Annotated in this window: 20 protein-coding genes and 2 pseudogenes; 16 read left to right on the top strand and 6 right to left on the bottom strand. The window is 70.4% G+C overall.

Annotation, left to right across the window (positions count from 1 at the left end; translation table 11 throughout):
* Nucleotides 1–72: 72 nt before the first annotated feature.
* Nucleotides 73–1,110, top strand: a complete 1,038-nt coding sequence (locus tag OG246_RS37535; protein ID WP_266473366.1) for a bile acid:sodium symporter family protein — start codon at nt 73–75, stop codon at nt 1,108–1,110.
* Here the strand turns inward: OG246_RS37535 and OG246_RS37530 are convergent.
* Both OG246_RS37530 and OG246_RS37525 read right to left on the bottom strand, forming a co-directional pair.
* Entirely contained in the window at nt 1,046–2,281 is a 1,236-nt protein-coding gene (locus tag OG246_RS37530) for a DUF4185 domain-containing protein (protein WP_266473364.1), read from the bottom strand. The genes OG246_RS37535 and OG246_RS37530 overlap by 65 nt on opposite strands.
* Nucleotides 2,282–2,291: 10 nt before the next feature.
* Nucleotides 2,292–4,172: a sialidase family protein gene (locus tag OG246_RS37525; RefSeq protein ID WP_266473361.1), complete on the bottom strand. Its 1,881-nt coding sequence runs from the start codon at nt 4,170–4,172 to the stop codon at nt 2,292–2,294.
* Between the two features lie 186 nt (nt 4,173–4,358).
* On the opposite strand from OG246_RS37525, the gene OG246_RS37520 reads away from it, so the two are divergent.
* Nucleotides 4,359–4,793, top strand: a complete 435-nt coding sequence (locus OG246_RS37520) for a MarR family winged helix-turn-helix transcriptional regulator (RefSeq protein WP_266473360.1) — start codon at nt 4,359–4,361, stop codon at nt 4,791–4,793.
* A 19-nt stretch (nt 4,794–4,812) separates the two neighbouring features.
* Nucleotides 4,813–5,355 carry an isochorismatase family protein gene (locus tag OG246_RS37515; protein WP_266473359.1) on the top strand — a complete coding sequence of 181 codons (543 nt, stop codon included), beginning with the start codon at nt 4,813–4,815 and terminating at the stop codon, nt 5,353–5,355.
* A gap of 93 nt (nt 5,356–5,448) precedes the next feature.
* Here OG246_RS37515 and fdhD read toward each other — a convergent pair whose 3' ends face one another.
* The 4 genes and pseudogenes from fdhD to OG246_RS37495 all read right to left on the bottom strand — a co-directional run bounded on the left by fdhD (nt 5,449) and on the right by OG246_RS37495 (nt 8,205).
* Nucleotides 5,449–6,297: a formate dehydrogenase accessory sulfurtransferase FdhD gene (fdhD, locus tag OG246_RS37510; protein ID WP_266473358.1), complete on the bottom strand. Its 849-nt coding sequence runs from the start codon at nt 6,295–6,297 to the stop codon at nt 5,449–5,451.
* Between the two features lie 5 nt (nt 6,298–6,302).
* Nucleotides 6,303–6,443 (bottom strand): annotated as a pseudogene (locus OG246_RS37505) (Fe-S-binding domain-containing protein); the annotation flags it as partial.
* A pseudogene (locus OG246_RS37500) lies at nt 6,425–7,186 on the bottom strand (molybdopterin dinucleotide binding domain-containing protein); the annotation flags it as partial. The pseudogenes OG246_RS37500 and OG246_RS37505, both read right to left, overlap by 19 nt.
* A gap of 47 nt (nt 7,187–7,233) precedes the next feature.
* Nucleotides 7,234–8,205: a 2-dehydropantoate 2-reductase gene (locus OG246_RS37495; RefSeq protein WP_266473356.1), complete on the bottom strand. Its 972-nt coding sequence runs from the start codon at nt 8,203–8,205 to the stop codon at nt 7,234–7,236.
* Nucleotides 8,206–8,592: 387 nt separating this feature from the next.
* On the opposite strand from OG246_RS37495, the gene OG246_RS37490 reads away from it, so the two are divergent.
* The 13 genes from OG246_RS37490 (at nt 8,593) to OG246_RS37430 (ending at nt 24,685) form a co-directional block, all read left to right on the top strand.
* A complete protein-coding gene (locus OG246_RS37490; protein ID WP_266473354.1) occupies nt 8,593–9,918 on the top strand; it encodes an OFA family MFS transporter in 1,326 nt (441 codons plus the stop codon).
* Nucleotides 9,893–10,030, top strand: a complete 138-nt coding sequence (locus OG246_RS37485; protein WP_266473351.1) for a hypothetical protein — start codon at nt 9,893–9,895, stop codon at nt 10,028–10,030. The genes OG246_RS37490 and OG246_RS37485 overlap by 26 nt, the downstream gene beginning before the upstream one ends.
* 135 nt (nt 10,031–10,165) lie before the next feature.
* Entirely contained in the window at nt 10,166–11,104 is a 939-nt protein-coding gene (locus tag OG246_RS37480; RefSeq protein ID WP_266473349.1) for a beta-ketoacyl-ACP synthase III, read from the top strand.
* A gap of 135 nt (nt 11,105–11,239) precedes the next feature.
* Nucleotides 11,240–11,914 carry a GntR family transcriptional regulator gene (locus OG246_RS37475; RefSeq protein ID WP_266474985.1) on the top strand — a complete coding sequence of 225 codons (675 nt, stop codon included), beginning with the start codon at nt 11,240–11,242 and terminating at the stop codon, nt 11,912–11,914.
* A gap of 233 nt (nt 11,915–12,147) precedes the next feature.
* Nucleotides 12,148–13,329, top strand: coding sequence for an ROK family transcriptional regulator (locus tag OG246_RS37470; RefSeq protein WP_266474984.1), 1,182 nt, complete (start codon nt 12,148–12,150; stop codon nt 13,327–13,329).
* A 98-nt stretch (nt 13,330–13,427) separates the two neighbouring features.
* Nucleotides 13,428–14,945: a sugar ABC transporter ATP-binding protein gene (locus OG246_RS37465; RefSeq protein ID WP_266473346.1), complete on the top strand. Its 1,518-nt coding sequence runs from the start codon at nt 13,428–13,430 to the stop codon at nt 14,943–14,945.
* A complete protein-coding gene (locus OG246_RS37460; protein ID WP_266473344.1) occupies nt 14,942–15,964 on the top strand; it encodes an ABC transporter permease in 1,023 nt (340 codons plus the stop codon). The genes OG246_RS37465 and OG246_RS37460 overlap by 4 nt, the downstream gene beginning before the upstream one ends.
* Nucleotides 15,965–15,981: 17 nt before the next feature.
* Nucleotides 15,982–17,022 carry a substrate-binding domain-containing protein gene (locus OG246_RS37455; protein WP_266473342.1) on the top strand — a complete coding sequence of 347 codons (1,041 nt, stop codon included), beginning with the start codon at nt 15,982–15,984 and terminating at the stop codon, nt 17,020–17,022.
* Between the two features lie 79 nt (nt 17,023–17,101).
* Complete coding sequence (locus tag OG246_RS37450) at nt 17,102–18,370, top strand: Gfo/Idh/MocA family protein (RefSeq protein ID WP_266473339.1); 1,269 nt, start codon at nt 17,102–17,104, stop codon at nt 18,368–18,370.
* 3 nt (nt 18,371–18,373) lie between these two features.
* The gene (locus tag OG246_RS37445) at nt 18,374–19,378 is read left to right on the top strand and encodes a sugar phosphate isomerase/epimerase (RefSeq protein ID WP_266473337.1); all 1,005 of its coding nucleotides are present in this window, start codon (nt 18,374–18,376) and stop codon (nt 19,376–19,378) included.
* Nucleotides 19,379–19,551: 173 nt separating this feature from the next.
* Complete coding sequence (locus OG246_RS37440; RefSeq protein WP_266473334.1) at nt 19,552–22,056, top strand: PQQ-dependent sugar dehydrogenase; 2,505 nt, start codon at nt 19,552–19,554, stop codon at nt 22,054–22,056.
* A 15-nt stretch (nt 22,057–22,071) separates the two neighbouring features.
* The gene (locus OG246_RS37435; protein ID WP_266473332.1) at nt 22,072–23,424 is read left to right on the top strand and encodes a ThuA domain-containing protein; all 1,353 of its coding nucleotides are present in this window, start codon (nt 22,072–22,074) and stop codon (nt 23,422–23,424) included.
* 127 nt (nt 23,425–23,551) lie between these two features.
* Entirely contained in the window at nt 23,552–24,685 is a 1,134-nt protein-coding gene (locus tag OG246_RS37430; RefSeq protein ID WP_266473329.1) for an inositol-3-phosphate synthase, read from the top strand.
* Nucleotides 24,686–24,706 lie beyond the last annotated feature (21 nt).

Genomic DNA, 24,706 nt, shown 5'->3' with positions numbered 1-24,706 from the left:
GATGGAGAGGGCACGACCCGACCTCAGACGATGACGTACTGAACCCCGCACAGAACCGAGTACTGGAGCACCGTGAAACGCCTGAAGTGGCCGAGTTGGATGCCGATCGACCCGTACATCCTGCTGTTGCTCGGGACAGTGGGCCTGGCCGCGCTGCTCCCGGCGCGGGGTACGGGCGCCGACGTCGCCTCGGGCGCGTCCACGGCCGCCATCGCCTTCCTGTTCTTCCTCTACGGCGCGCGTCTTTCCACCCGTGAGGCGATGGACGGGCTGCGCCACTGGCGGCTGCACACCACCGTCCTCGCCTGCACCTTCCTGGTGTTCCCGCTGCTCGGACTCGCCTCGCGCGGCCTTGTGCCGGTGTTCCTGACGGACCCGCTCTACCAGGGCCTCCTCTTCCTCACGCTCGTCCCGTCGACCATCCAGTCGTCGATCGCCTTCACCTCGATGGCCCGGGGCAACGTGCCCGCCGCGATCTGCGCGGGCTCCTTCTCCTCGCTCGCCGGCATCGTCGTCACCCCGCTGCTCGCGGCGTCGCTGCTCGGCGGCACCGGCGGCGGCTTCTCCGCCGACTCGCTCGTCGAGATCGTGCTCCAGCTGCTCGTGCCGTTCCTGGCGGGCCAGGTGCTGCGGCGCTGGATCGGCACCTTCATCGCACGGCACAAGAAGATCCTCGGATACGTCGACCGCGGCTCGATCCTCCTGGTCGTCTACACGGCGTTCAGCGAGGGCATGGTGCAGGGCATCTGGCACCAGGTCAGCGCCGTCCGGCTGGCCGGGCTCCTGGTGGTCGAGGCCGTGCTGCTGGCCGTGATGCTCGCGGTCACCTGGTACGGCGCCAAGGCCCTGGGCTTCAACCGGGAGGACCGGATCACCATCCAGTTCGCCGGGTCGAAGAAGTCCCTCGCCTCCGGACTCCCCATGGCCAGCGTGCTGTTCGGCGCGCACGCCTCACTCGCCGTACTGCCGCTGATGCTCTTCCACCAGATGCAGCTGATGGTGTGCGCGGTGATCGCCAAGCGGCGCTCCCGCGATCCCGAGGTGGTCAGGGAGCGGATCCCAGTCGCAGAGACACGAATCGCGGCCGGTACAGCGACACGTTCCGGCTGAGGTTCGCCTGCCCCGAAGTGCCCGTCGCGTCCAGCCAGTTGACGTCGTAGCTCAGGACGAGCCGGTTCCCGTCGCTCAGCTCGGGGTGCACCTGCGGGTTGTACGCCGCCACCTCGCCCTGGGGGAGCGAGGGGCTGAAGCTCCGGGTGGGCCCGCGCCACGGGCCTGTCGGCGAACACGCCCAGTACGAGGTGACCGTCGTCAGGCCCGCCGCGCCGGCGGCCATCGTGAACAGGACGTACGTCCCGTCGTCGCGCACCACGCTGAACGCGCTGCCCACCCCCGTGCTCCGCCCGTCCCCGAGGACCGGTTTCGGAGCCGCCCGCACCGCCCAGCGCGAGCCGTCCCAGTACTCCCAGGCCCCCGGCTCGGCAAGACCGCCGCGCGGCACGCGGGCGACGTACGCCTGCGAGGCGGGCCGTGAGGCGGCCTGTCCGTCGTCGCCGCCGAAGACGTACGTCCAGTCGCCCGCGTCGACCGCCGTGGTGCCGAACAGCACGCGCCGGGAGGGATCCGCGACGGCACGCTGGTCCAGGATCGTCGTGATCCCTTCGAGCCGCAGGTCGGGGAGGGAGAGCGTGGCGACCTCGGTGGCGGTGGGCACGCCGTAGATCCACGGGCTCTGGCCCGCCGCACGGGTCCACAGCAGGACACGGACGACCTGCTCGGAGGAGCCGGGGGAGCGCGGCTCGACCCGGGCCGCGACCGGCCAGCGCCACTGCTGCGGCGCCGGGTCGGGGAACACGGGGGTGGGCAGCGTCCGCTCCAGGCGGCCTGACTCCGACATCACCACCGCCGAGTTGCGCACCAGCGGCGCCGCGGCGTCCCGCCAGGTGTAGGACTCACCGACCGGGTTCGGAGGCCCGTGCACCTGGCCGAGATACGTGTCCGAGAACAGCCACAGCAGCCGCCCGTCCGGCAGCCGCACCGAATGGGTGCCGTCGCCGCCGGTCCAGTCGTCGGTGCGGGTGGCGTCGTCCCCGTACCGGGCGAACTCGTCCGTGAGCCGCTCCTCGGCGGCCCAGGACGTGAGCGTGCGAGCCGTGCACGCGCCGCCGCCCTCCCGGTCGTCGTCCGGGAGGGCGGTGAGGAGTACGGCCGCGCAGACGAGGGCGAGCAGGATGCCGAGCCCGGTCCCGTTCTGCCGTCGTGCTCGGGCGTCGTCTGGCACGCACGGGACGTTAGCGGCCGCCGCTCACCTGGTCCATGGGCAGCCACAGGACGGTGTCCTGAGTCACAGGGAGGATGCTCCCCGTGCTCAGACCGGTCAGCTCCGCGTCGCTCAACGCGTGGGCGTACACCCGCACATCGTCGATCGCTCCCGTGAAGTGCGCCCGGCCGTCCATCCGTTGGCCGATGTGCACCCCGAACGGCGAGTTCCGGCTGACCGATCCGGGGACGTCCGGCGTGCTGATCGCCGAACCGTCGATGAACAGCGTGAGCTGACCCGCACTGCGCCGCAGCGCCAGATGGTGCCACTGCCCGTCGTTGTACGCGCTCGTGGTGCGCACGGACGTCGTGGCCGGCGGCGCCGCGCCGTCCCTGGTGGTGATCAGCCCGGTGATCCGGCCGGACTCGGGCTCGCCGCGCAGCCACACCTGCGGTTGCGAGTTCCCGGACCCGCCCATCCACAGCATCGGCTGCTCACCGGTGGTCGCCGTGTAGCGGAACCACAGGGAGGCGGTGAAGTTCTTCGTGCCGAGGGGGAGTTGCTCCCGGTAGGGTAGTCGTACGGCGTCGTCGGCGCCGTCGAACTGGAGCGCGTCGCCCGACACGCCCGCCGTCTCCCGGGCGCCGCCGAGGACCGTGGCGGGCTCGCCGTCCGGCGCGAGGTCGGATGTCGTCGGGTCCGCACCGCGGCTAGGTGTCAGCCAGTCCTCGGTGAAGCGGGCGAAGCGGATCTCGTCGCGCGCGTCGACCGTGCCGCCCTCGTACAGCAGGCCCACGGTGTCAGCGCCGATCTCCACCATGTCCGAGTATCCGGACCAGTCCGGCGTGACGACCGTGCCGCGGTCCGTGCTCTCCCAGGTGAGCCCGTCGTCGTAGGAGGAGCGGATCATCATCGTCCGGCGGCGGTCCGGGTCGCCGGGGCAGGCCAGCAGCAGCCGGTCGCCGAGGCGCAGCAGGGAACCCTGGACCTGGGGCGCGTAGAGGTCCGGGATGTCCTTGAAGGGTGCTTCGAAGCTGTCGCCGCCGTCGCGGCTGACGGCCTGGGTGCGGTGCCCGAGGTCGGCCCCGTCCTGCTCGCGCCCGCTGACCAGGACGGACCCGTCCGCGCGTTCCGTGAGCGCGATCTCGGACGGCTTCTGGCGGAAGGTGCCGTCCTCCGCGATGGGCCAGGTGTCCGTCGCGCCGATGTCCCAGTGGTTCCCGCCGTCGTCGCTGGTGATCAACGCGGCATGGTTGGCGGTGGGCCGGTTGCCCTCCCAGGTCTCGGTGTTGACGCCGAAGACCAGGCGTCCCGGGTGCCCGCCACCGGTCAGCTGGAGGCCGTGCACGGGACCGGTGGCGTACCAGGAGTTCCAGTTGGCCGGGAGGAGTTCGTCGCTCAGATCGCGCGGCCGCGACCAGGTGAGGCCGTCGTCGTCGCTGTGCTGCATGTACGGGGCGCGGTCGCAGGGGACGGCGCAGCTCGCGCTGTCGGTGCGGCCCGTGTTGTACGTCTCGGCCAGGAGGATGCGGCCGGTCTCGCGGTCCACGACGGGCGCAGGGTTGCCGTGGGTGTCGCCGTCGCCTTCGTTGACGACCTGGAGGGGACTCCACGTACGCCCGTCGTCGGTGGACCGCTTGACCACGATGTCGACGTCGGCCGCGTCCCCGCAGTTGAGGACCCGTCCCTCGGCGAACGCCAGCAGCGTGCCCTTGGCCGTCCGCACCACGGCCGGGATGCGGAAGCAGGCGTAGCCCGGATCCTGGGAAGCCTTGAAGAGCACCTGCTGCTCGAACTCGCCGGTGGCCGCGGCCGGTTCGGCCCCGGCCGGGACCGCCAACGCGAGCATCGACGCGCTGGTCAGCACAGCGGTGAGGGTCAATCTGAGACGAGCGCGGAGACTCGACGGCATGTGCGGCCCTGCCCTTCGTACGTCTGGACATGTGGTGACGAGGTGTCAGGGCAGGGGTATCGCTGTGCCGGGGTTGCTCCGCGGTGCGGTCACGCAGCGTTCTCCTGAGGTGGTGATTCGTTGGGAGTCCCAACGATATCCAGAGAATCATTGGGATGTCCAATGATTATTGGATAGGATGGTTGTGTGTCTGCGTCTCTGTCCGCCATCCGTGTCCTCCCCAGCTGGCTCCTCGACCGGGCCGCCGCCCACGGCCGCGCGCTCGTCGCCGAGGCGCTGGCCGCCGAGGGCATGAAGATGTGGCACCACGTGGCGCTGTCCGCGGTCTCCGACCTCGGCCCCCTCGCCCAGGCGGAGCTGGGGCGCCGTATCCGGCTCGACCCCAAGGACCTGGTCGGCGTCCTCAACGACCTGCAGTCCGCCGGCCTCGTCGTCCGCGAACCGGACCCCGGGGACCGCCGCAAGAACGCGGTGTCGATCACCGCGGAAGGGCACCGCCTCCTGAAGCGCTGCGAGAAGGCGGCGCACAAGGCGAACGACGAGCTCCTCGCCTCGTTCTCGGCAGCCGAACGGGAGCAGTTCATGGGCTTGTTGATCCGGATTTCCGGTACGGACGGCTGACCCGGGCTAACGTTCCGTCATGAACGCACCCGAAGCCGAGCCCCGACTGGCCCTCGACCCCGCACGCACCGCCCTGGTGCTCGTCGATCTGATGGACCGCATCGTCGGGCTGCCCCTGGAACCCCGTAAGGGAACCGAAGTCCTCGCCGTGGCCGAGGAGTTGGCGGCCGAGTTCCGCAAGGCGGGGGCGCTCGTCGTGCTCGTCCGGGTGGAGCGGCCCGGGATTCCCAGTCAGCCGCCGGGCAGTGAACTCGCCGCCGGGCTCGCGGCAGAGGGCGACGTGGAGATCGTGAAGCGGACGATCGGCGCGTTCCAGGGCACCGGACTCGACGAGCGCCTGCGTGAACGCGCCGTCACCACCCTGGTGTTCGGCGGCGTCGCCACCAATCTGGGCGTCGAGTCCACCGCCCGCGCCGCAGGCGACCTCGGCTACGACCTCGTCTTCGTCGAGAACGCCATGGCCGCCCTCACCTCACCCGAGCACGAGGCTGCGGTGGGCCTGAACTTCCCGCGCCTGGGCACGGTCGTGACCTCGTCCGAGGTGCGCTTCACCGCTGTGTGACGACAGGGCTCAGGCCTGAGGCGGGGCCTCTCCGGCGCAGGGGGCGCTCCCCGCCGTTCGAGGCCCCGCCGCCGTGTGCCGCGGGGGAACCGGTCAGCCCTGGGTGGCCGCGGCCCGCAGGGCGATTCGGTGCTCGCCCGCGTACACGTTCATGGAGGCGCCGCGCAGGAACCCGACCAGCGTCAGGCCCGTCTCGGCGGCCAGGTCGACGGCGAGGGACGACGGAGCCGACACCGCCGCGAGCACCGGAATGCCCGCCATCACCGCCTTCTGCGCCAGCTCGAAGGAGGCCCGCCCCGAGACCAGCAGAACCGTCCGGGACAGCGGAAGCGAGCCGTTCTGCAGGGCGCGGCCGACCAGCTTGTCGACCGCGTTGTGCCGGCCCACGTCCTCCCGAATGTCGACCAGCTCGCCCTCCTCGGTGAAGAGCGCCGCCGCGTGCAGACCCCCGGTCCGGTCGAAGACCTGCTGCGCCGCCCGCAGCCGGTCGGGGAGGCGGGCGAGCAGCTCGGGCTCCAGCCGCACCGGGGGAGTGTCGTTGATCGTCCAGCGGGCCGTCGTACGGACCGCGTCCAGGCTCGCCTTGCCGCACAGACCGCAGGAGGACGTCGTGTACACATTGCGTTCGAGCGTGATGTCGGGCATCACCAGGCCCGGCGCCGTCCGCACGTCGACGATGTTGTACGTGTTGGAGCCGTCCACCGTGGCGCCCGCGCAGTACACGATGTTCTGCAGCTCGTCCGCCCTGCCGAGCACCCCCTCGCTGACGAGGAAGCCCGCCGCCAGCGCGAAGTCGTCGCCCGGGGTGCGCATCGTGATGGCCAGGGGTTTGCCGTTGAGCCGGATCTCCAGGGGTTCCTCGGCGACGAGCGTGTCCGGCCGGGTGGAGATGGCCCCGTCCCGTATTCGGAGCACCTTGCGTCGTTCCGTGACTCGTCCCATGTTGATCAGCCCCGGTTCTGTACGTACTGGTGGCCTGAGCGGCCCTTGATGCGGAGGTATCCGTGGATCACCGGACCGACGGGCGGTGAGATGACCTTCACGGTCCCATTGTCCTGCACGCGCAGGATCAGCCGGCGGCCCACTCCACCCCCTCGCCCGCGGGCCGCCGGGTCCCGGCCGGCAGCCTCTCGATCCGGATCGCCGAAGCCGTGAACTCCGCCGTGCCGGCGATGGGGCAGTTCGCCCCGACCGCCAGCAGGCCGGTGTCCACCTCGTCGGGAACGTGCGCGGCCGCCATGAACGCGAGTCCGGGCCGCAGCTCGGTGTCGACCCACACCGGCACCACCACCGAGCCCCGCCGCGAGGAGACCCGTACCTCCTCGCCGACGGCCACGCCGTAGCGCTCCGCGTCCTCCGGGCACAGCTCGACGCACCCGCTCCGCCGCCGCGGCGACGGAGCGGAACCGCCGCGCACCGCGGTGTCGAGGCGGCGTCCCGTGGTGAGCCGGATCGGGTACCGCTCGTCCGTCAGGTCGACGGGCGGGTCGTGCCGGACGAGTGCGAAGGGCGCGCGAGCACCGCCGGCCACGCCCAAGTGCCCGGTCAGCAGCGACAGGTTGGCGAGTGCGCGTACATGGTCCATGCCGGCGCCGTCGGGCGGCTCGGCCGTGCCGGGTGCCCGCGCGTACGCCTGCGCCAACTCCCGTACGGCGGACGCCGGTACGCCCGTCACCTTCGCGGCAAGGGACGGGGTCCACGGCTCCACCAGCTGTCTGTACTCCTCGAAACCGCTCGTCTCCCGCTCGATGAACGCCTGGTCGGCGAGGTCGGCGTGGATGATCTCGCGGCCGACCGCGTGGGCCAGCGCGATGTCGGCGCCGACGTCCAGGACCGGCGGGTGGGCGGGCCTGGCGTGGACCTGCGGATCGGGTCTCCTCATGCCGCGGTCCTGAGCGCGAGCAGATCCGAGATGGCGTGGACGGTACGGAGCGTCGGCACCGGGACCTCGGTGATCTCCGCCAGCTCCACGACGGCCGCGAGCAGCACGTCGAGTTCGAGTGGTTTGCCGCGCTCCAGGTCCTGGAGCGTGGAGGTGCGGTGGTCGCCGACGCGTTCCGCTCCGGCGAGCCGCCGCTCGATGGAGATGCCCACCTTGCAGCCGAGGGCCTCCGCGACCGCCAGCGTCTCGGCCATCATGATCTCGATGACCTTGCGCGTGCCGCCGTGCAGGCACATCTGCCGCATCGTCGCGCGGGACAGCGCGCTGATGGGGTTGAAGGAGATGTTGCCGAGCAGCTTGAGCCAGATGTCGTTGCGCAGGTCCTGCTCGACCGGGCACTTGAGCCCGCCCTCCTGCATGGCCTCGCTGAACTCCTGACAGCGCTTCGAGAGCGACCGGTCGGGCTCGCCGATGGAGAACCGGGTGCCTTCGAGATGGCGTACGACTCCCGGTCCTTCCAGCTCCGTCGCGGCATAGACCACGCATCCGATGGCCCGTTCGGGCGCGAGCACCGCACTGACCGCGCCGTCGGGGTCCACACTCTCGATGCGCTGGCCGTCGTGCGGCCCGCCGTGCTGGTGGAAGTACCACCAGGGGATGCCGTTCTGGGCGGCGATCACCGCCGTGTTGTCGTGCAGCAGTGGCTCGATCAGCGGCCCGCACGCCGCGTACGAGTTGGCCTTCAGGCCCAGGAAGACGTAGTCGACCGGACCGATCTCGGCCGGGTCTTCGGTGGCGTGGGCACGCGCGGTGAAGTCACCGCGGGGGCTGAGCACGCGGACTCCGTGCTGCCTCATGGCCGCGAGATGCGGTCCACGGGCGACGAGGTGCACATCGGCGCCTGCGCGGTGCAGCGCGGCGCCGACGTAGGCGCCGATCGCACCGGCGCCCAGAACTGCGACTTTCACTGTGTGGCGCTCCGTTCGGTCGAGGGTACCGAGGAACTGCCGAACTCTGTCGACGAAATATTGTCTACAGGATGGAATGATGGGCGGCAAGGGTTGGGACAGCACGTGGGTGGCGGCCTGCGCTGCTTTTGCGCGGTTTTTGCGAGGCGGTCGGCCGGCTGCCGTGAGGTGTTCGGTCGGCGCTCGGTACCCGTTCCGTCAGCTTCCGCGACCTGTCCGGTCGGCTCTCGCGCTCGGTTTCGTTGGCTTCCGTGCGACCTCCGGGGGACCGTTCACCCCGCCCCGGTCGCCGCTCGTCGCGTCAGGCATACCGCTCATCGCATACCGTCGACGAGTTTTTGCCGGGCGGGTTCCCCAACGCGCAACCGCTTCCTATCGTTCCGGATCATGAGCCCCCCTGTCGCACCCCCCGGCTGGAGCCGCTGGCTCGTCCCGCCCGCGGCCCTGTCCGTCCACCTTTCCATCGGCCAGGCCTACGCCTGGAGCGTCTTCAAGCCGCCGCTCGAATCCGCGCTCGACCTCAGCGGTACCCAGAGCGCGCTGCCCTTCCAGCTCGGCATCGTCATGCTCGGCCTGTCCGCCGCGTTCGGCGGCACGCTCGTGGAGCGCAACGGGCCGCGCTGGGCGATGACCGTCGCCCTCGTCTGCTTCTCCTCCGGCTTCCTGATCGCCGCGCTCGGCGCCGCCACCGAGCAGTACTGGCTGATCGTGTTCGGCTACGGATTCGTCGGCGGCATCGGCCTCGGCATCGGCTACATCTCACCCGTCTCGACCCTGATCAAGTGGTTCCCGGACAGGCCGGGCATGGCCACCGGCATCGCGATCATGGGCTTCGGCGGCGGCGCGCTGATCGCCTCGCCGTGGTCCGCACAGATGCTGGAGTCCTTCGGCTCCGACTCCTCCGGGATCGCGCTCGCCTTCCTCGTGCACGGGCTGACGTACGCCGTCTTCATGTCGCTCGGTGTGCTGCTGGTCCGCGTGCCGCGCGGCGAGAAGCCCGTCGCCGCAGGACCGAGCGCCCTCGAAGGTGTGCAGGTCTCCGCCCGGAACGCCGTACGCACCCCGCAGTTCTGGTGCCTGTGGGTGATCCTCTGCATGAACGTGACCGCGGGCATCGGCATCCTGGAGAAGGCCGCCCCGATGATCACGGACTTCTTCGCGGATTCCTCCACACCGGTGTCGGTCTCGGCCGCGGCCGGATTCGTCGCCCTGCTCTCCGCGGCCAACATGGCGGGCCGTATCGGCTGGTCCTCGACGTCCGACCTGATCGGACGCAAGAACATCTACCGCGTCTACCTCGGTGTCGGCGCGCTGATGTACGCGTCCATCGCCTGGTTCGGCGACTCGTCCAAGCCCCTCTTCATCCTCTGCGCGCTGGTGATCCTCTCCTTCTACGGCGGCGGCTTCGCGACCATCCCCGCCTATCTGAAGGACCTCTTCGGCACCTACCAGGTCGGCGCGATCCACGGCCGGCTGCTCACCGCCTGGTCCACGGCGGGTGTCCTCGGTCCGCTGATCGTGAACTGGATCGCCGACCGGCAGGAGGAGGCGGGCAAGTCCGGCTCCTCGCTCTACGGTCTGTCGTTCCTGATCATGATCGGCCTGCTCGCCGTCGGCTTCGTGGCCAATGAGCTCGTACGACCCGTCCACGTCCGGCACCACATCCCCGCCCCCAGGGAGGCCACCGATGTCCAGCAGCAGCAGTCCGCCTGACACGCCTGACCGGCGGCCCCTCATCGCCTTCGCCTGGCTCTGGGTGGGGGCACCGCTCGCCTACGGGGTGTACGAGCTCGTACAGAAGGCGACTCAGCTGTTCACGGGATGACCGTTCGGGCGCCCGACGGGCTGACAGAAGCCGACAAGCCTGGCGCCCCAATCCTGTGGCATTACCTGCCGTCGTACCCATGGGTCACTGATCAGACTGGAGGATCCCGCTACCCACAATGAGGGGGACCCATCCATGAATGGCTCACGGATCGCCGCCGTCGGTCACTACCAGCCCGCCAAGGTGCTCACCAATGAGGATCTGGCGGGCCTGGTGGACACCAGCGACGAGTGGATCAGAAGCCGGGTGGGCATCCGCACGCGGCACATCGCCGGTCCGGACGAGCCCGTCGACGAGCTGGCCGCGCACGCCGCCGCCAAGGCGCTCGCCGCGGCCGGCCTGACCCCCAGTGACATCGACCTGGTCCTGGTCGCCACGTCCACGGCGGTCGACCGCTCCCCGAACATGGCCGCCCGGGTCGCCAACCGGCTCGGCATCCCCTCGCCCGCCGCGATGGACATCAACGTCGTCTGCGCGGGCTTCACCCATGCGCTGGCCACCGCGGACCACACCGTGCGCGCGGGCGCCGCGACCCGCGCCCTCGTCATCGGCGCCGACAAGATGTCCGACGTGGCGGACTGGAGCGACCGGACGACCTGTGTGCTCGTCGGCGACGGGGCGGGGGCCGCCGTGGTCGAGGCGACCGACGAGCCGGGGATCGGCCCGGTGCTGTGGGGCTCGGTGCCCGAGATGGGGAACGCGGTGCGGATCGAGGGGACGCCCTCGCGGTTCGCGCAGGAGGGGCAGAGCGTCTACCGCTGGGCGACGACCCAGCTCCCGGCCATCGCCCGCAAGGCCTGCGAGCGCGCGGGACTCGCCCCCGAGGACCTCGCCGGGGTCGTCCTGCACCAGGCGAACCTGCGCATCATCGAGCCCCTCGCCGAGAAGATCGGCGCGGTCAACGCCGTCGTCGCGCGTGACGTCGTCGAATCCGGGAACACCTCCGCGGCGAGCATTCCGCTCGCCTTCTCCAAGCTCGTGGAGCGCGGGGAACTCTCCACGGGCGACCCCGTCCTGCTGTTCGGCTTCGGTGGGAACCTGTCGTACGCCGGACAGGTCGTCCGTTGCCCGTGAACAGCTCTCTCATCATGGTGTGAAGAGCCCAACTCCTGTGCCTGCTGGCCTTTGTGCGCCGTAGACTGTAGGCGAAAGACAATTCATAATTGGCTTTCGCAATGCAGCGACAACGCTGCCCAGGAGGGGACCGTGATGTTGTCGACAGGACTGCCGCAGGGTGCGGTACCCAAGCTCGAACGGCCCGGCCCGCTGCGCGACCGCGTCTACGAGGCGCTGCTCGAACTCATCACCACCCGCGCCCTGGCGCCGGGCCAGCATCTCGTCGAGAGTGAACTCGCCGGGCACCTCGGGGTGTCCCGGCAGCCGGTGCGCGAGGCCCTGCAGCGTCTCAGCACCGAGGGGTGGGTGGATCTGCGACCCGCCCAGGGTGCCTTCGTGCACGAGCCGACCGAGGAGGAGGCGGACCAGCTCCTCACGGTGCGTACGCTCCTGGAGGCCGAGGCCGCCCGGCTCGCCGCCGCCAACGCGGGCGCCGAGGCCATCGCCGCCCTCGAAGAGCTGTGTGCGGAGGGTGAGCGTGCGGTCGCGGCCGATGACGTGGACGGCGCGGTCGCGACGAACGCCCGGCTGCACGCGAAGGTCATGGAACTCGCGGGCAACACCGTCCTCGCCGAGCTGGCCGCACAGGTCGACCGGCGGGTCCGCTGGTACTACACGCCGGTCGCCAGGCAGCGCGGCCGGCAGTCCTGGATCGAGCACCGCGAGCTGATCGCGGCGATCGCGGAGCGTGACGAACAGCGCGCCACGGCGGTCATGCGCACCCACACGGAACACACGCGGAAGATGTACCACGAGCGGGAGAAGTAGGCCGACCGCGTCACGGACACCAGGAGAGCGGGTCACAGTCTCGGCTGTGGCCCGTTTTTCATGCCCGGGGGCCCGCCTTTGTCCTGTCAGTGGAGAAAGTTGGCGGCAATCTGTGCGCGACTTCTTCCCACCCCAGGCAGCCGCTGCTACGTTCCACTCGAAAGCAGGTCCGGCGAAGTGGCCGGAACTGGTGGACGCAAGCCAATTGAGGCGGGGAGGGGCTCGTGAGACGTATGACGGCACGACCCGCCAACGCGCACCAGGCCCGGCTGCTGCGGCTGTTGCGTGACGGCGGCCCCAACTCCCGGGCCCAGCTGGGCGATCAGGTCGACCTCTCGCGGTCGAAGCTGGCCGTCGAGGTGGAACGGCTCCTGGAGACCGGGCTCGTGGTGGCCGACGGACTCGCCGCGTCCCGCGGTGGCCGCCGCTCCCACAACATCCGGCTCGCACCGGCGCTGCGCTTCCTGGGCGTCGACATCGGCGCGACCTCGATCGACGTGGCCGTCACCAACGCCGAGCTGGAAGTCCTCGGACACATCAACCAGCCCATGGACGTACGCGAGGGCCCGGTCGCGGTCTTCGAGCAAGTCCTCGCCATGGCGGCCAAGTTGAGGGCCTCGGGGCTTGCGGAGGGGTTCGACGGCGCCGGGATCGGCGTACCGGGACCCGTCCGGTTCCCCGAAGGCATCCCCGTCGCCCCGCCGATCATGCCCGGCTGGGACGGCTTCCCCGTCCGGGAGGCACTCAGCCAGGATCTCGGCTGCCCCGTCATGGTCGACAACGACGTGAACCTGATGGCCATGGGGGAGCAGCACGCGGGCGTAGCACGCTCCGTGGGCGACTTCCTCTGCGTCAAGATCGGTACGGGAATCGGCTGCGGCATCGTCGTCGGCGGTGAGGTCTACCGCGGTACGACGGGAAGCGCCGGCGACATCGGGCACATCCAGGCCGTGCCCGACGGCCGGCCCTGCGCCTGCGGCAACCGGGGCTGCCTGGAGGCCCACTTCAGCGGCGCCGCGCTCGCCCGCGACGCCACGGAGGCCGCCCAGCAAGGGCATTCGGCGGATCTCGCGACCCGGCTGGAGGCGAACGGCAGCCTGAGCGCCGTCGATGTCGCCGCCGCGGCCGCCGCGGGAGACGCCACCGCGCTCGACCTGATCCGCGAAGGCGGAAACCGAACAGGTCAGGTCATCGCCGGCCTCGTCAGCTTCTTCAATCCGGGCCTGGTGGTGATCGGCGGCGGGGTGACGGGTCTCGGCCACACCCTGCTCGCCGCGATCCGCACCCAGGTCTACCGCCAGTCGCTGCCCCTGGCGACCGGCAACCTGCCCATCGTTCTCGGGGAGTTGGGCCCGACCGCCGGAGTCATCGGCGGGGCCCGGCTCATCAGCGACCACCTGTTCTCACCCGCGTAAGGCTCGCGGCCCGTTCGGCCTCGAGTCACCTCACCCGTACAGCGCCCTGCTCCGCCCTGCCCTGAAACCGGCCCGCACGCCTGCCAAAGGGAACAGCCATGGCATCAGAACCACCGCTGCTCACCATGTCCGGAATCACCAAATCGTTCCCCGGAGTCCGGGCCCTCGACGGCGTCGACCTCGACGTCCAGGCCGGCGAAGTGCACTGCCTGCTCGGCCAGAACGGCGCCGGGAAGTCCACCCTCATCAAGGTGCTGGCCGGCGCCCACCAGCCCGACGACGGCACCATCACCTGGCGCGGCGACCACGTCATCCTCCGGTCGCCGATCGCCGCCATGCGCCTCGGTATCGCCACCATCTACCAGGAACTCGACCTGGTGGAGGGCCTGTCGGTGGCCGAGAACGTCCACCTCGGACATGAACCCACGGCCGCCGGTTTCGTCGTACGGGGAAAGGCGGCGAAGGAGTCGACCGCCGCGCTGCTCAAGCGACTCGGTCATTCGGAGATCGATCCCGCGCGGCTCGTCGGTGAACTGTCCGCCGCCCAGCAGCAGATCGTCTCCATGGCGCGGGCGCTCTCCCACGACGTACGCCTCATCGTCATGGACGAGCCGTCCGCGGCCCTCGACCCCGACGAGGTCGACAACCTCTTCCGCATCGTCGGCGACCTCACCGCGGACGGTGTCGCCGTCGTCTACATCTCGCACCGCCTGGAGGAGATCCGCCGCATCGGCGACCGCGTGACCGTGCTGAAGGACGGGCGCGCGGTGGCGGGCGGGCTGCCCGCGAAGTCCACGCCGACACGCGAGGTGGTGGCGCTGATGACGGGCCGCAATGTCGAGTACGTGTTCCCTGACCGGCCCGTGACGCGGCCTCCCGGCGAACCTGTTCTCCAGGTCCAAGGCCTGGCCCGGGCAGGGGAGTTCGAGGCGCTCGACCTCGACCTGCGGCCCGGCGAGATCGTCGGACTTGCCGGGCTCGTCGGCTCAGGACGCTCCGAGATCCTGGAGACGATCTACGGGGCGCGCAAGGCGACGCACGGCCAAGTCCTCGTCGAGGGACGGCCGTTGCGACCCGGCAGCGTACGCGCGGCGGTGCGTGCGGGTCTCGGGCTCGCCCCCGAGGAGCGCAAGGCGCAGGCCCTGCTGATGCTGGAGTCCGTCACCCGCAATGTGTCGGTGTCGTCCATGTCCCGCTTCTCACGCGGGGGTTGGATCGACCGGGGTGCCGAGCGGGGAGCCGCGCAGGCCGCTACGCGGGAGCTGTCGCTGCGTCCCGACAACCCCTCCGCCCTGATCCGGACGCTGTCCGGCGGCAACCAGCAGAAGGCCGTGCTCGCACGCTGGCTGCTGCGCGGCTGCCGGGTGCTGCTGCTCGACGAGCCGACCCGCGGCGTCGACGTCGGTGCCCGCGCCGAGCTCTACGCCGTCATCCGGCGGCTGGCCGACGAAGGCCTCGCCGTCCTGCTGGTCTCCAGCGAAGTGCCCGAAGTGCTCGGCCTCGCCGACCGGGTGCTCGTCCTGCGCGAGGGGCGGGTCGTCCACACGGCCCCGGCCCGGGAACTCGACGAACACCGCGTCCTCGACCTCGTCATGGAAGGAACGTCAACGTCATGACGCAGCCAGCGTCACCTCCCAGGCCCGGTGACACCCGCAAGGTCTCGCCGGTGGACCGGACAAGCCCGTGGCGGACCCTCGGGGCCCGCGCCGACGTCCGTACGCTCTCCCTCCTCGGCGTGCTCGCCGCCCTGATCCTCATCGGCGGCATCACCAAGCCCGACGAGTTCCTCGACACCCGCAACCTCCAACTCGTCCTCACCCAGGCCTCGGTGATCGGCGTCGTCACCGTCGGCATGACCTTCGTCATCACCTCCGGCGGCATCGACCTGTCGGTCGGCGCGATCGTCGCCCTCGCCTCCGTCTGGGCGACTACGGTCGCCACCCAGGACTTCGGCTTCGCGGGCGTCCTCTTCACCGCCGTGCTCGTCGGCGTCGCCTGCGGCCTGGTCAACGGAATGCTCATCGCCTACGGCGCGATGGTCCCGTTCATTGCGACACTGGCCATGCTCGCCTCGGCCCGCGGACTGGCCCTCCAGATCACCGACGGCAAGACGCAGATCGTCAACATCGACGGCATCCTGAAGCTCGGCGAGCGGGACTCGTACGTGCTCGGTATTCCGCCGCTGGTCATGGTCTTCGCCGTCGTCACGATCATCGGCTGGCTGCTCCTCAACCGCACCACCTTCGGCCGCCGCACGGTCGCGGTCGGCGGCAACGCGGAGGCGGCACGCCTCGCGGGCATCGACGTACGACGGCAGCGGCTCTATCTGTATCTGCTCTCCGGACTGTGCTGCGGTATCGCCGCGTTCCTGCTGATCATCCTGTCCGGCTCGGGCCAGAACACCAACGGCAACCTGTACGAACTCGACGCCATCGCGGCCGCGATCATCGGCGGCACGCTGCTCAGCGGGGGCCGCGGCACCATCGTCGGCTCGGTGCTCGGCGTCCTGATCTTCACCACGATCACCAACATCTTCGCGCTCAACAACCTGCAGAGCGACGTCCAGCAGATCGCCAAGGGCGCGATCATCGTGGCCGCCGTGCTCGTCCAGCGCCGTACCGCAAGCACGACTTGAGGGAAGGGTCCACCGCCATGCCAGAGCTCACGAGCCGCAGGGGACTGCTCTTCGGGACCGCCGCCGTCGGGGCCGGCGTCCTGCTCGCCGGCTGCACCAGCAACGAGTCCGACGACGACAACGCGGCGAACGACCAGCCGGCCGCCGCCTCCGACACACCCGGCAAGGAGGTCACCATCGGCTTCGCCGGGCCACAGGCCGACCACGGCTGGCTCAACGCGATCAATGACAACGCCAAGAGCCGTGCAAAGAAGTACTCGGACGTGACGCTGGAGATCACCGAGGGCTCCAACGACACCGCCGCGCAGATCGGCCAGATCGAGACCCTGATCAACAAGAAGGTCGACGTCCTGGTCGTACTGCCCGCCGACGGCAAGGCGCTCACCCAGGTGGGCCTGCAGGCCATGCGGGCCGGGATCCCGGTCATCAACCTCGACCGGATCTTCAACTCGCCCCAGGCGTACCGCTGTTGGATAGGCGGCGACAACTACGGCATGGGCCTCAACGCCGGCCACTACATCGGCGAGAAGCTCAAGGACAAGCAGAACGCCAAGGTCATCGAACTCGCCGGGCTCGACAACCTGGAGCTGACCCAGCAGCGCACCCAGGGCTTCGACGCCGCCCTGAAGAACTACCCGAACATCAAGAAGGTCGCCCGCCAGGCCGCCGAGTTCACCGTCGAGTCGGGGCAGGCCAAGATGTCCCAGCTCCTGCAGGCCCAGTCGAACTTCGACGCCCTGTGGAACCACGACGACGACCAGGGAGTCGGCGCCCTGCGCGCCATCGAGCAGGCCGGGCGTGACGACTTCCTGATGGTCGGCGGCGCGGGCGCGCTCTCCGCCATGCAGGCCATCGAGGCGGACGACGGCGTCCTCAAGGCCACCGTCCTCTACCCGCCGACCATGGCCGCCTCCGCCATCGACCTCGCCCGCGCGCTCGGCCAGGCCAAGGGCATCGGCGGCCTCGCCGAGTTCGAGATCCCGGCCTCCATCACGCTCTACTCGGCCGTCGTCGACAAGGAGAACGTCGGCCAGTACATGTCCACCGGCTTCAAGTGAGGCGCCCAGTACCAGGGGCCTGGCCTGCGGATCAGGCCCCCACCCCCCACTGCGCCACGACGACGAGGAGGACATCCGCATGGGACAGCCGCACCAGGGCGACGAGGTCGAGGCAGCCGCCGGGGCGCCGGCCGAGGCCGCGAAGCCGCCATTGGGCGTGGGCATGGTCGGTTACGCCTTCATGGGCGCCGCCCACTCCCAGGGCTGGCGCACCGTGGGCCACGTCTTCGACCTGCCGCGCCGACCGGTCCTCGCCGCGGTCTGCGGGCGTGACGGCGAAGCCGTGCGGGCGATGGCGGACCGGCACGGCTGGGCGGCGGCCGAGACCGACTGGCGCGCCCTGATCGCCCGGGACGACGTCGACCTCGTCGACATCTGCACCCCCGGCGACAGCCACGCCGAGATCGCCGTCGCCGCCCTGGCCGCGGGCAAACACGTGCTGTGCGAGAAGCCCCTCGCGAACACGGTCGCGGAGGCGGAGGTGATGACGGAGGCCGCCGAAGCTGCCGAGCAGCGCGGTCAGTTGGCCATGGTCGGCTTCAACTACCGTCGGCTGCCCGCCACTTCACTGGCCCGGTCGATGGTCGCCGAAGGGCGCCTGGGAGCTCTGCGGCACGTCCGGGTGACGTACCTTCAGGACTGGCTGGTGGACCCGGAGTTCCCGCTCACCTGGCGGCTGCGCAAGGAGGTCGCCGGCTCGGGCGCGCTCGGGGACCTGGGGGCGCACATCATCGACCTCGCGCAGTATCTGGCGGGGGAGCCGGTCGTCGGGGTCTCCGCGCTCACCGAGACGTTCGTACGGGAGCGGCCGCTGCCCGGCGGGACGACGAGCGGCCTGTCGGCGGCATCCGAAGCCGGCGGTGGCGTCGGCACGGTCACCGTCGACGACGCCGCCCTCTTCACCGGCCGCTTCGCCTCCGGCGCCCTCGCCTCCTTCGAGGCCTCCCGGTTCGCGACCGGCCGCAAGAACTCCCTGCGCATCGAACTCAACGGCGAGCGCGGCTCGTTGGCCTTCGACCTGGAACGCCTCAACGAACTCTCGTACCACGACCACACCGAACCCGGCGCGCACGCGGGCTTCCGCCGCATCCTGGTCACCGAGCCCGACCACCCCTACCTGGACGCCTGGTGGCCGCCGGGCCACGGCCTCGGCTACGAGCACACCTTCGTGCACCAGGCCCGCGACCTGGTGCAGGCCATCGCGGCCGGCCACCGTCCGGTGCCGTCCTTCGCCGACGGGCTGCAAGTGCAGCGTGTGCTGGCAGCGGTGGAGGAGAGCGCAGAGAAGAACTCCGTCTACACCCCCATAGCGGTCCATACGCCCATAGCGGTTCGAGGAGGCCTTTAAGCCATGCCGCGCACCTTCACACTCTTCACCGGCCAGTGGGCCGACCTGCCGCTCGAGGAAGTCTGCCGCCTCGCCCGCGACTTCGGCTACGACGGACTCGAACTCGCCTGCTGGGGCGACCACTTCGAGGTCGACAAGGCGCTCGCTGACCCGGGCTACATCGACTCCCGGCACGCACTGCTCGACAAGTACGGCCTCAAGTGCTGGGCGATCTCCAACCACCTGGTCGGCCAGGCCGTCTGCGACGCCATCATCGACGAACGCCACAAGGCCATCCTGCCCGCCCGCATCTGGGGCGACGGTGACGGTGAGGGCGTGCGGCAGCGGGCCGCCGCCGAGATCGCCGACACCGCACGAGCGGCGGCCGCCTTCGGCGTCGACACCGTCATCGGCTTCACCGGCTCCGCCATCTGGCACCTGGTCGCGATGTTCCCGCCCGCTCCCGAGTCGATGATCGAGCGCGGCTACGAGGACTTCGCCGAGCGCTGGAACCCGATCCTGGACGTCTTCGACGCGCAGGGCGTGCGGTTCGCGCACGAGGTCCACCCCAGCGAGATCGCGTACGACTACTGGACAACTCACAAGGCACTGGAGGCAGTCGGCCACCGCCCCGCCTTCGGCCTGAACTTCGACCCCTCGCACTTCGTGTGGCAGGACCTCGACCCCGTCGGGTTCCTCTACGACTTCCGCGACCGGATCTACCACGTCGACTGCAAGGAAGCCCGCAAGCGGCTCGACGGCCGCAACGGCCGCCTCGGCTCGCACCTGCCCTGGGGCGACCCGCGCCGCGGCTGGGACTTCGTCTCCGCAGGCCACGGCGATGTCCCCTGGGAGGACGTCTTCCGCATGCTGCGGTCCATCGACTACACGGGCCCCATCTCCGTGGAGTGGGAGGACGCCGGCATGGACCGGCTCCAGGGCGCACCCGAGGCCCTGACCCGCCTCAAGGCATACGACTTCGAGCCACCGTCGGCATCGTTCGACGCGGCGTTCGGCGGCAACGACTAGGCCGCATCGCACATTCACGGCTTGGATCGCGCAGTTCACATCGCGCGGCTCACATGGCGCGGATTTCATCGCGCAGTTCACAGAGTTCCGCTCTCCGGGGTGACGGCGCACCCCGGCGTATCGCCGCACCGCGGCACCCGCCCGTACGACCAGCCCCTTCATGGAGGCATTTCGTGCACCCGTACGCCAGTAACAGGAAGAACAGAAGCCACACAAGACGCCCGAGACTACGCGGGGCACTCGCCCTGCTGAGCGGCGCGATCCTCGCGGCCGCCTCTCTCACCCTCACCGCACCCGCGGCCGGCGCAGCCGTCGCCGACCCCGCCGAAGTCACCGCCGCTGCCGAGGACTTCCAGCAGGTCACCCTCGCCAAGGGCGAACCCGAGGTCGGCGAGCCCATGTCGCTGGCCGTGCTCCCGGACCGCTCGGTCCTGACCACCTCACGCGACGGCGAACTCCGTCTCACCGACAGCGCGGGCAACACCAAGCTCGCGGGCAAGATCGACGTGTACTCGCACGACGAGGAGGGCCTGCAGGGCATCGGCCTCGACCCCGGCTTTGCCCAGAACCGCTTCATCTACCTCTACTACGCGCCTCCGCTGAACACCCCCGCGGGCGACGCCCCCGAGACCGGCACGGCCGCCGACTTCGCACCTTTCGACGGCGTCAACCGCCTCTCGCGGTTCGTCCTGAACGCCGACGGCACCCTGAACAACGCGAGCGAGACGAAGGTCCTCGACGTCCAGGCCTCCCGCGGCATCTGCTGCCACGTCGGCGGCGACATCGACTTCGACGCGGCCGGAAACCTCTACCTGTCGACCGGCGACGACTCCAACCCCTTCCAGTCGCAGGGCTTCACGCCCATCGACGAGCGCGCCGACCGCAACCCGGCCTTCGACGCCCAGCGTTCCGCCGGCAACACCAACGACCTGCGCGGCAAGATCCTGCGCATCAAGGTGAACGCCGACGGCTCGTACGCCATCCCCGACGGCAACCTCTTCGCGCCCGGCACGGACAAGACGCGCCCCGAGATCTACGCGATGGGCTTCCGCAACCCGTTCCGCTTCAGCGTCGACAAGGCGACAGGCATCCTGTACGTCGGCGAGTACGGCCCCGACGCCGGCGCCGCCGACCCGACACGCGGCCCCGCCGGACAGGTCGAGTTCGCTCGCGTCACCGCCCCCGGCAACTTCGGCTGGCCGTACTGCACCGGCGCCAACGACGCCTACGTGGACTACGACTTCGCCACCGGCACCTCGGGCGCGGCCTTCGACTGCGCCGCCCCCAAGAACACCTCGCCCAACAACACCGGTCTCACCGACCTGCCGCCGGCCCAGGCCGCCTGGATCCCCTACGACGGCGCGTCCGTCCCGGAGTTCGGCAGCGGCTCGGAGTCCCCGATGGGTGGCCCGGTCTACCACTACGACGCCTCGCTCGACTCGCCGGTGAAGTTCCCGGAGGCCTACGACGGCGACTTCTTCGCGGGCGAGTTCGGCCGCCGCTGGATCAAGCGGATCGAGTCGGACGCCAACGGCACCGTGCAGTCCATCAACGACATCCCCTGGACGGGCACCCAGATCATGGACATGGCGTTCGGCCCCGACGGAGCGCTGTACGTCCTCGACTACGGCACCGCCTGGTTCGGCGGCGACGAGCACTCGGGTCTGTACCGGATCGAGAACGCCACCGACGGGCACTCCCCGGTCGCGCAGGCCGCGGCCGACCGCACCTCGGGACAGGCCGCGCTGAAGGTGAAGTTCTCGTCCGCCGGTTCGACCGACGCCGACGGTGACGCCCTCACGTACAGCTGGGACTTCGGCGACGGCGGAACCTCGACCGCGGCGAACCCGACGTACAAGTACAAGAAGAACGGCACGTACACGGCGACGGTGACGGCCAAGGACGCCACCGGGCGTACCGGCAGCGCGAGCGTGCAGATCGTGGTCGGCAACACCGCGCCCACGGTCACGCTCCAACTGCCTCAGGACGGCCAGCTGTTCAACTTCGGCGACGCCGTTCCGTTCAAGGTGAAGGTCACCGACCCGGAGGACGGCAAGGCGATCGACTGCGCCAAGGTTAAGGTCAACTTCATCCTCGGACACGACAGTCACGGCCATGTGCTGACCTCGGCCAACGGCTGCACCGGCACCATCCAGACCGGCGCGGGCGACGGCCACGACGACGACGCGAACATCTTCGGAGTCTTCGACGCCGAGTACACGGACGGCGGAGGCGGTGGCCAGGCTCCGCTGACCAGCCACGACCAGGCCGTCGTGCAGCCCAAGCACCGTCAGGCCGAGCACTTCGGCACGTCCTCGGGGATCACGGTCATCTCGAAGGCGACCGCGCACGGCGGCGAGACGGTCGGCGACATCGACAACGGCGACTGGATCTCGTTCACGCCGTACGTACTGAGCAACGCCCAGAAGATCACGGCGCGGGTCGCGTCGGCCGGCGCGGGCGGCACCCTCGAAGTCCGCGCGGGCTCTCCGACCGGCCGGGTGCTGGGCAAGGCGACCGTGCCGGTGACCGGCGGCTGGGAGACCTTCCAGGACGTGAGCGCCGACCTGTCCCGCGCCCCGCGCGGCACGACCTCGCTCTACCTCGTCTTCAAGGGGAGCAGCGGGAACGGCGCGCTGTACGACGTGGACGACTTCACCTTCACGACTAGCGGCTGAGGCGGTGTTGCTGTGATGCGCGCACCAGCGCGAGTCATGACGTCCGCCGCGGCGGCGGCCGTGCTCATCGGCTGTGTGTCGGGACCGGCCGCGTCGAAGGGAGCCGATGAGACGCGGGTCCTGGTCTTCTCCAAGACCGCCGGCTTCCGGCACGACTCGATTCCCGAAGGGATCGCGGCTGTACGGGAGTTGGGCGCGGCCGGCGGCTTCACCGTCGACGCGACGGAGGACGCCGGAGCCTTCACCACCGGCAACCTCGCCCGCTACGACGCCGTCGTCTTCCTCTCCACCACGGGCGATGTCCTCGACACCGCCCAACAGGGCGCCTTCGAGCGGTACATCAAGCGGGGCGGCGGCTATGTGGGCATCCACGCGGCCGCCGACACCGAATACGACTGGGCCTTCTACGGCGGCCTCGCGGGGGCGTACTTCCAGTCGCACCCCGCGATCCAGCCCGCGACGGTCGACGTCGAGGACCGGGCCCACCCGGCGACCTCGGGCCTTGCGAGCACGTGGAACCGGACCGACGAGTGGTACAACTACCGCTCCAATCCCCGGGAACACGCCCACGTCCTGGCCTCGCTCGACGAGTCCTCGTACACCGGCGGCACGATGAGCGGCGACCATCCGATCGCCTGGTGCCAGGAGTACCGGGGCGGCCGCGCCTTCTACACCGGGGCCGGCCACACCAAGGAGTCGTACGCCGACCCGGCCTTCCGTCAGCACCTGTTGGGCGGAATCCAGTACGCCGTCGGCGACGCACAGGCCGACTGCCGCCCGGAGAACGGCTACCGGCCGCTCTTCGACGGCACCGCCGAGTCGCTGTCGGCGTGGCGGCAGGCGGGCCCGGGTTCGTTCTCGCTGAGCGAGGACGGAACGCTGACGTCCAGCGGCGGACTGGGGATGCTCTGGTACGCCGGGTCCGGCTCCGATCCTGGTCCCGGCTTCGGTTCGTACTCGCTGAAGCTGGACTGGCAGGTGGCCGGGGACGACAACTCCGGTGTCTTCGTGGGCTTCCCGGCCTCCGACGACCCGTGGTCGGCCGTGAACAACGGCTACGAGATCCAGATCGACGCGACCGACGCCCCCGACCGCACCACTGGGGCCGTGTACAGCTTCCAGTCCGCCGACATCAAGAAGCGCGACCGTGCGCTGAACCCGCCGGGGGAGTGGAACACGTACGAGATCCGCGTGGAGGGCGAACGGCTCCGCGTCTGGCTCAACGGCGTGAAGATCAACGATTTCACCAACACCGATCCGGTGCGGAGCCTGCGCGACGGGCACATCGGCCTCCAGAACCACGGGGCCGACGACCAGGTGTCCTTCCGTGACGTCCGGATCAAGGAACTGCCCGTGAAGGGCGATTGAGCGGCGGCGGGCGGGAGACGCCGTACTCCCGCCCGCCGTCTTGGCCTTCTCTTCACTCCTGCTCGCTGCTGATTGCTGATTCCTCACTCCTGTTCTCCGTGGTTGACGTACGACAAGGAGGCTGCCCATGTCCGCGTCCCTTTCCGAATCCCGGGTGGGGGTGTGGCTGATCGGAGCACGCGGCTCCGTCGCCACCACCGTCGTCGCGGGCTGCGCGGCCGTCACCGCGGGTCTGCACGCCCCGACGGGCATGGTCACCGAGACCGCCCTCTTCTCCGACTGCGGCCTGCCATCGTTGTCCTCCCTCGTCTTCGGCGGCCACGACACGGTCGACTGCCCGCTGCCCAAGCGTGCGGAGACGCTGGCCGCCGAGCGCGTCCTGCCCTACGGCCTCCCGTCCGCGGTGGAAGCCGAACTGGCCGCCGCCGACCGGGAGATCCGCCCGGGCGGCCCCGCCCCCGGCGACACCCGGGACCCGGCCGAGCTCGTCGAAGCCTTCGCGGCGGACATACGGGATTTCGTACGGCGATCCGGGCTGGCCCGCGCGGTCGTGGTGAACGTGGCCTCCACGGAGCCCGCGGCCACCGGGTCCGCACTTCCGCCGAGTTCGCTGTACGCCGCCGCGGCCTTGCGCGCCGGCTGCCCGTACGTGAACTTCACCCCCTCCACCGGACTGCACCACCCGGCGCTGGCGTCCCTGGCCCGATCCAGCGGCCTGCCCTACGCGGGTCGCGACGGCAAGACCGGCCAGACGCTGCTCCGCTCCGTGCTGGGCCCGATGTTCGCCCAGCGGGCCCTGACGGTCCGGGCCTGGTCCGGCACGAATCTCCTCGGTGGTGGCGACGGCGCGTCCCTCGCCGACCCTGCCGCCGCCGCGGCCAAGAACGCCGGCAAGGAACGGGTGCTGGCGGACACCCTGGGCGCCGCACCGGAGGGCGAGGTCCACATCGACGACGTCCCCGCCCTCGGCGACTGGAAGACCGCCTGGGACCACATCGCCTTCGACGGCTTCCTCGGCACCCGCATGATCCTCCAGACCACCTGGCAGGGCTGCGACTCCGCCCTCGCCGCCCCACTGATCCTCGACCTCGCCCGCATCGTCACCCGCGCCCACGACGCCGGCCTCTCCGGCCCGCTGAGCGACCTGGCCTTCTACTTCAAGGATCCGGTGGGGGAGGCACCCGCGGGACTCGGGGAGCAGTACGCGGCTCTGGCGACTCTGGCGGGGCGACTTGCCGAGTCCTCGGGGGAGGCGCTGTGAGGGGGCGACGGTCGGCTCGGT

The sequence above is a fragment of the Streptomyces sp. NBC_00620 genome, from assembly GCF_026341825.1.
Taxonomy (GTDB): Bacteria; Actinomycetota; Actinomycetes; order Streptomycetales; family Streptomycetaceae; genus Streptomyces.
Note: the sequence above shows the minus strand (reverse complement) of the source record. Positions and strands in the feature narration are given on the sequence as shown.

Bases quoted from the DNA above. Each gene is read 5' to 3' on its own strand.
- OG246_RS37480 (WP_266473349.1), top strand. From the start codon at position 10,166: ATGAATGGCTCACGGATCGCCGCCGTCGGTCACTACCAGCCCGCCAAG.
- OG246_RS37515 (WP_266473359.1), top strand. From the start codon at position 4,813: ATGAACGCACCCGAAGCCGAGCCCCGACTGGCCCTCGACCCCGCACGC.
- OG246_RS37470 (WP_266474984.1), top strand. From the start codon at position 12,148: ATGACGGCACGACCCGCCAACGCGCACCAGGCCCGGCTGCTGCGGCTG.
- OG246_RS37430 (WP_266473329.1), top strand. From the start codon at position 23,552: ATGTCCGCGTCCCTTTCCGAATCCCGGGTGGGGGTGTGGCTGATCGGA.
- fdhD (WP_266473358.1), bottom strand. From the start codon at position 6,297: ATGGGACGAGTCACGGAACGACGCAAGGTGCTCCGAATACGGGACGGG.
- OG246_RS37435 (WP_266473332.1), top strand. From the start codon at position 22,072: ATGCGCGCACCAGCGCGAGTCATGACGTCCGCCGCGGCGGCGGCCGTG.
- OG246_RS37445 (WP_266473337.1), top strand. From the start codon at position 18,374: ATGCCGCGCACCTTCACACTCTTCACCGGCCAGTGGGCCGACCTGCCG.
- OG246_RS37475 (WP_266474985.1), top strand. From the start codon at position 11,240: ATGTTGTCGACAGGACTGCCGCAGGGTGCGGTACCCAAGCTCGAACGG.
- OG246_RS37460 (WP_266473344.1), top strand. From the start codon at position 14,942: ATGACGCAGCCAGCGTCACCTCCCAGGCCCGGTGACACCCGCAAGGTC.
- OG246_RS37490 (WP_266473354.1), top strand. From the start codon at position 8,593: ATGAGCCCCCCTGTCGCACCCCCCGGCTGGAGCCGCTGGCTCGTCCCG.
- OG246_RS37455 (WP_266473342.1), top strand. From the start codon at position 15,982: ATGCCAGAGCTCACGAGCCGCAGGGGACTGCTCTTCGGGACCGCCGCC.
- OG246_RS37465 (WP_266473346.1), top strand. From the start codon at position 13,428: ATGGCATCAGAACCACCGCTGCTCACCATGTCCGGAATCACCAAATCG.
- OG246_RS37450 (WP_266473339.1), top strand. From the start codon at position 17,102: ATGGGACAGCCGCACCAGGGCGACGAGGTCGAGGCAGCCGCCGGGGCG.
- OG246_RS37525 (WP_266473361.1), bottom strand. From the start codon at position 4,172: ATGCCGTCGAGTCTCCGCGCTCGTCTCAGATTGACCCTCACCGCTGTG.
- OG246_RS37485 (WP_266473351.1), top strand. From the start codon at position 9,893: ATGTCCAGCAGCAGCAGTCCGCCTGACACGCCTGACCGGCGGCCCCTC.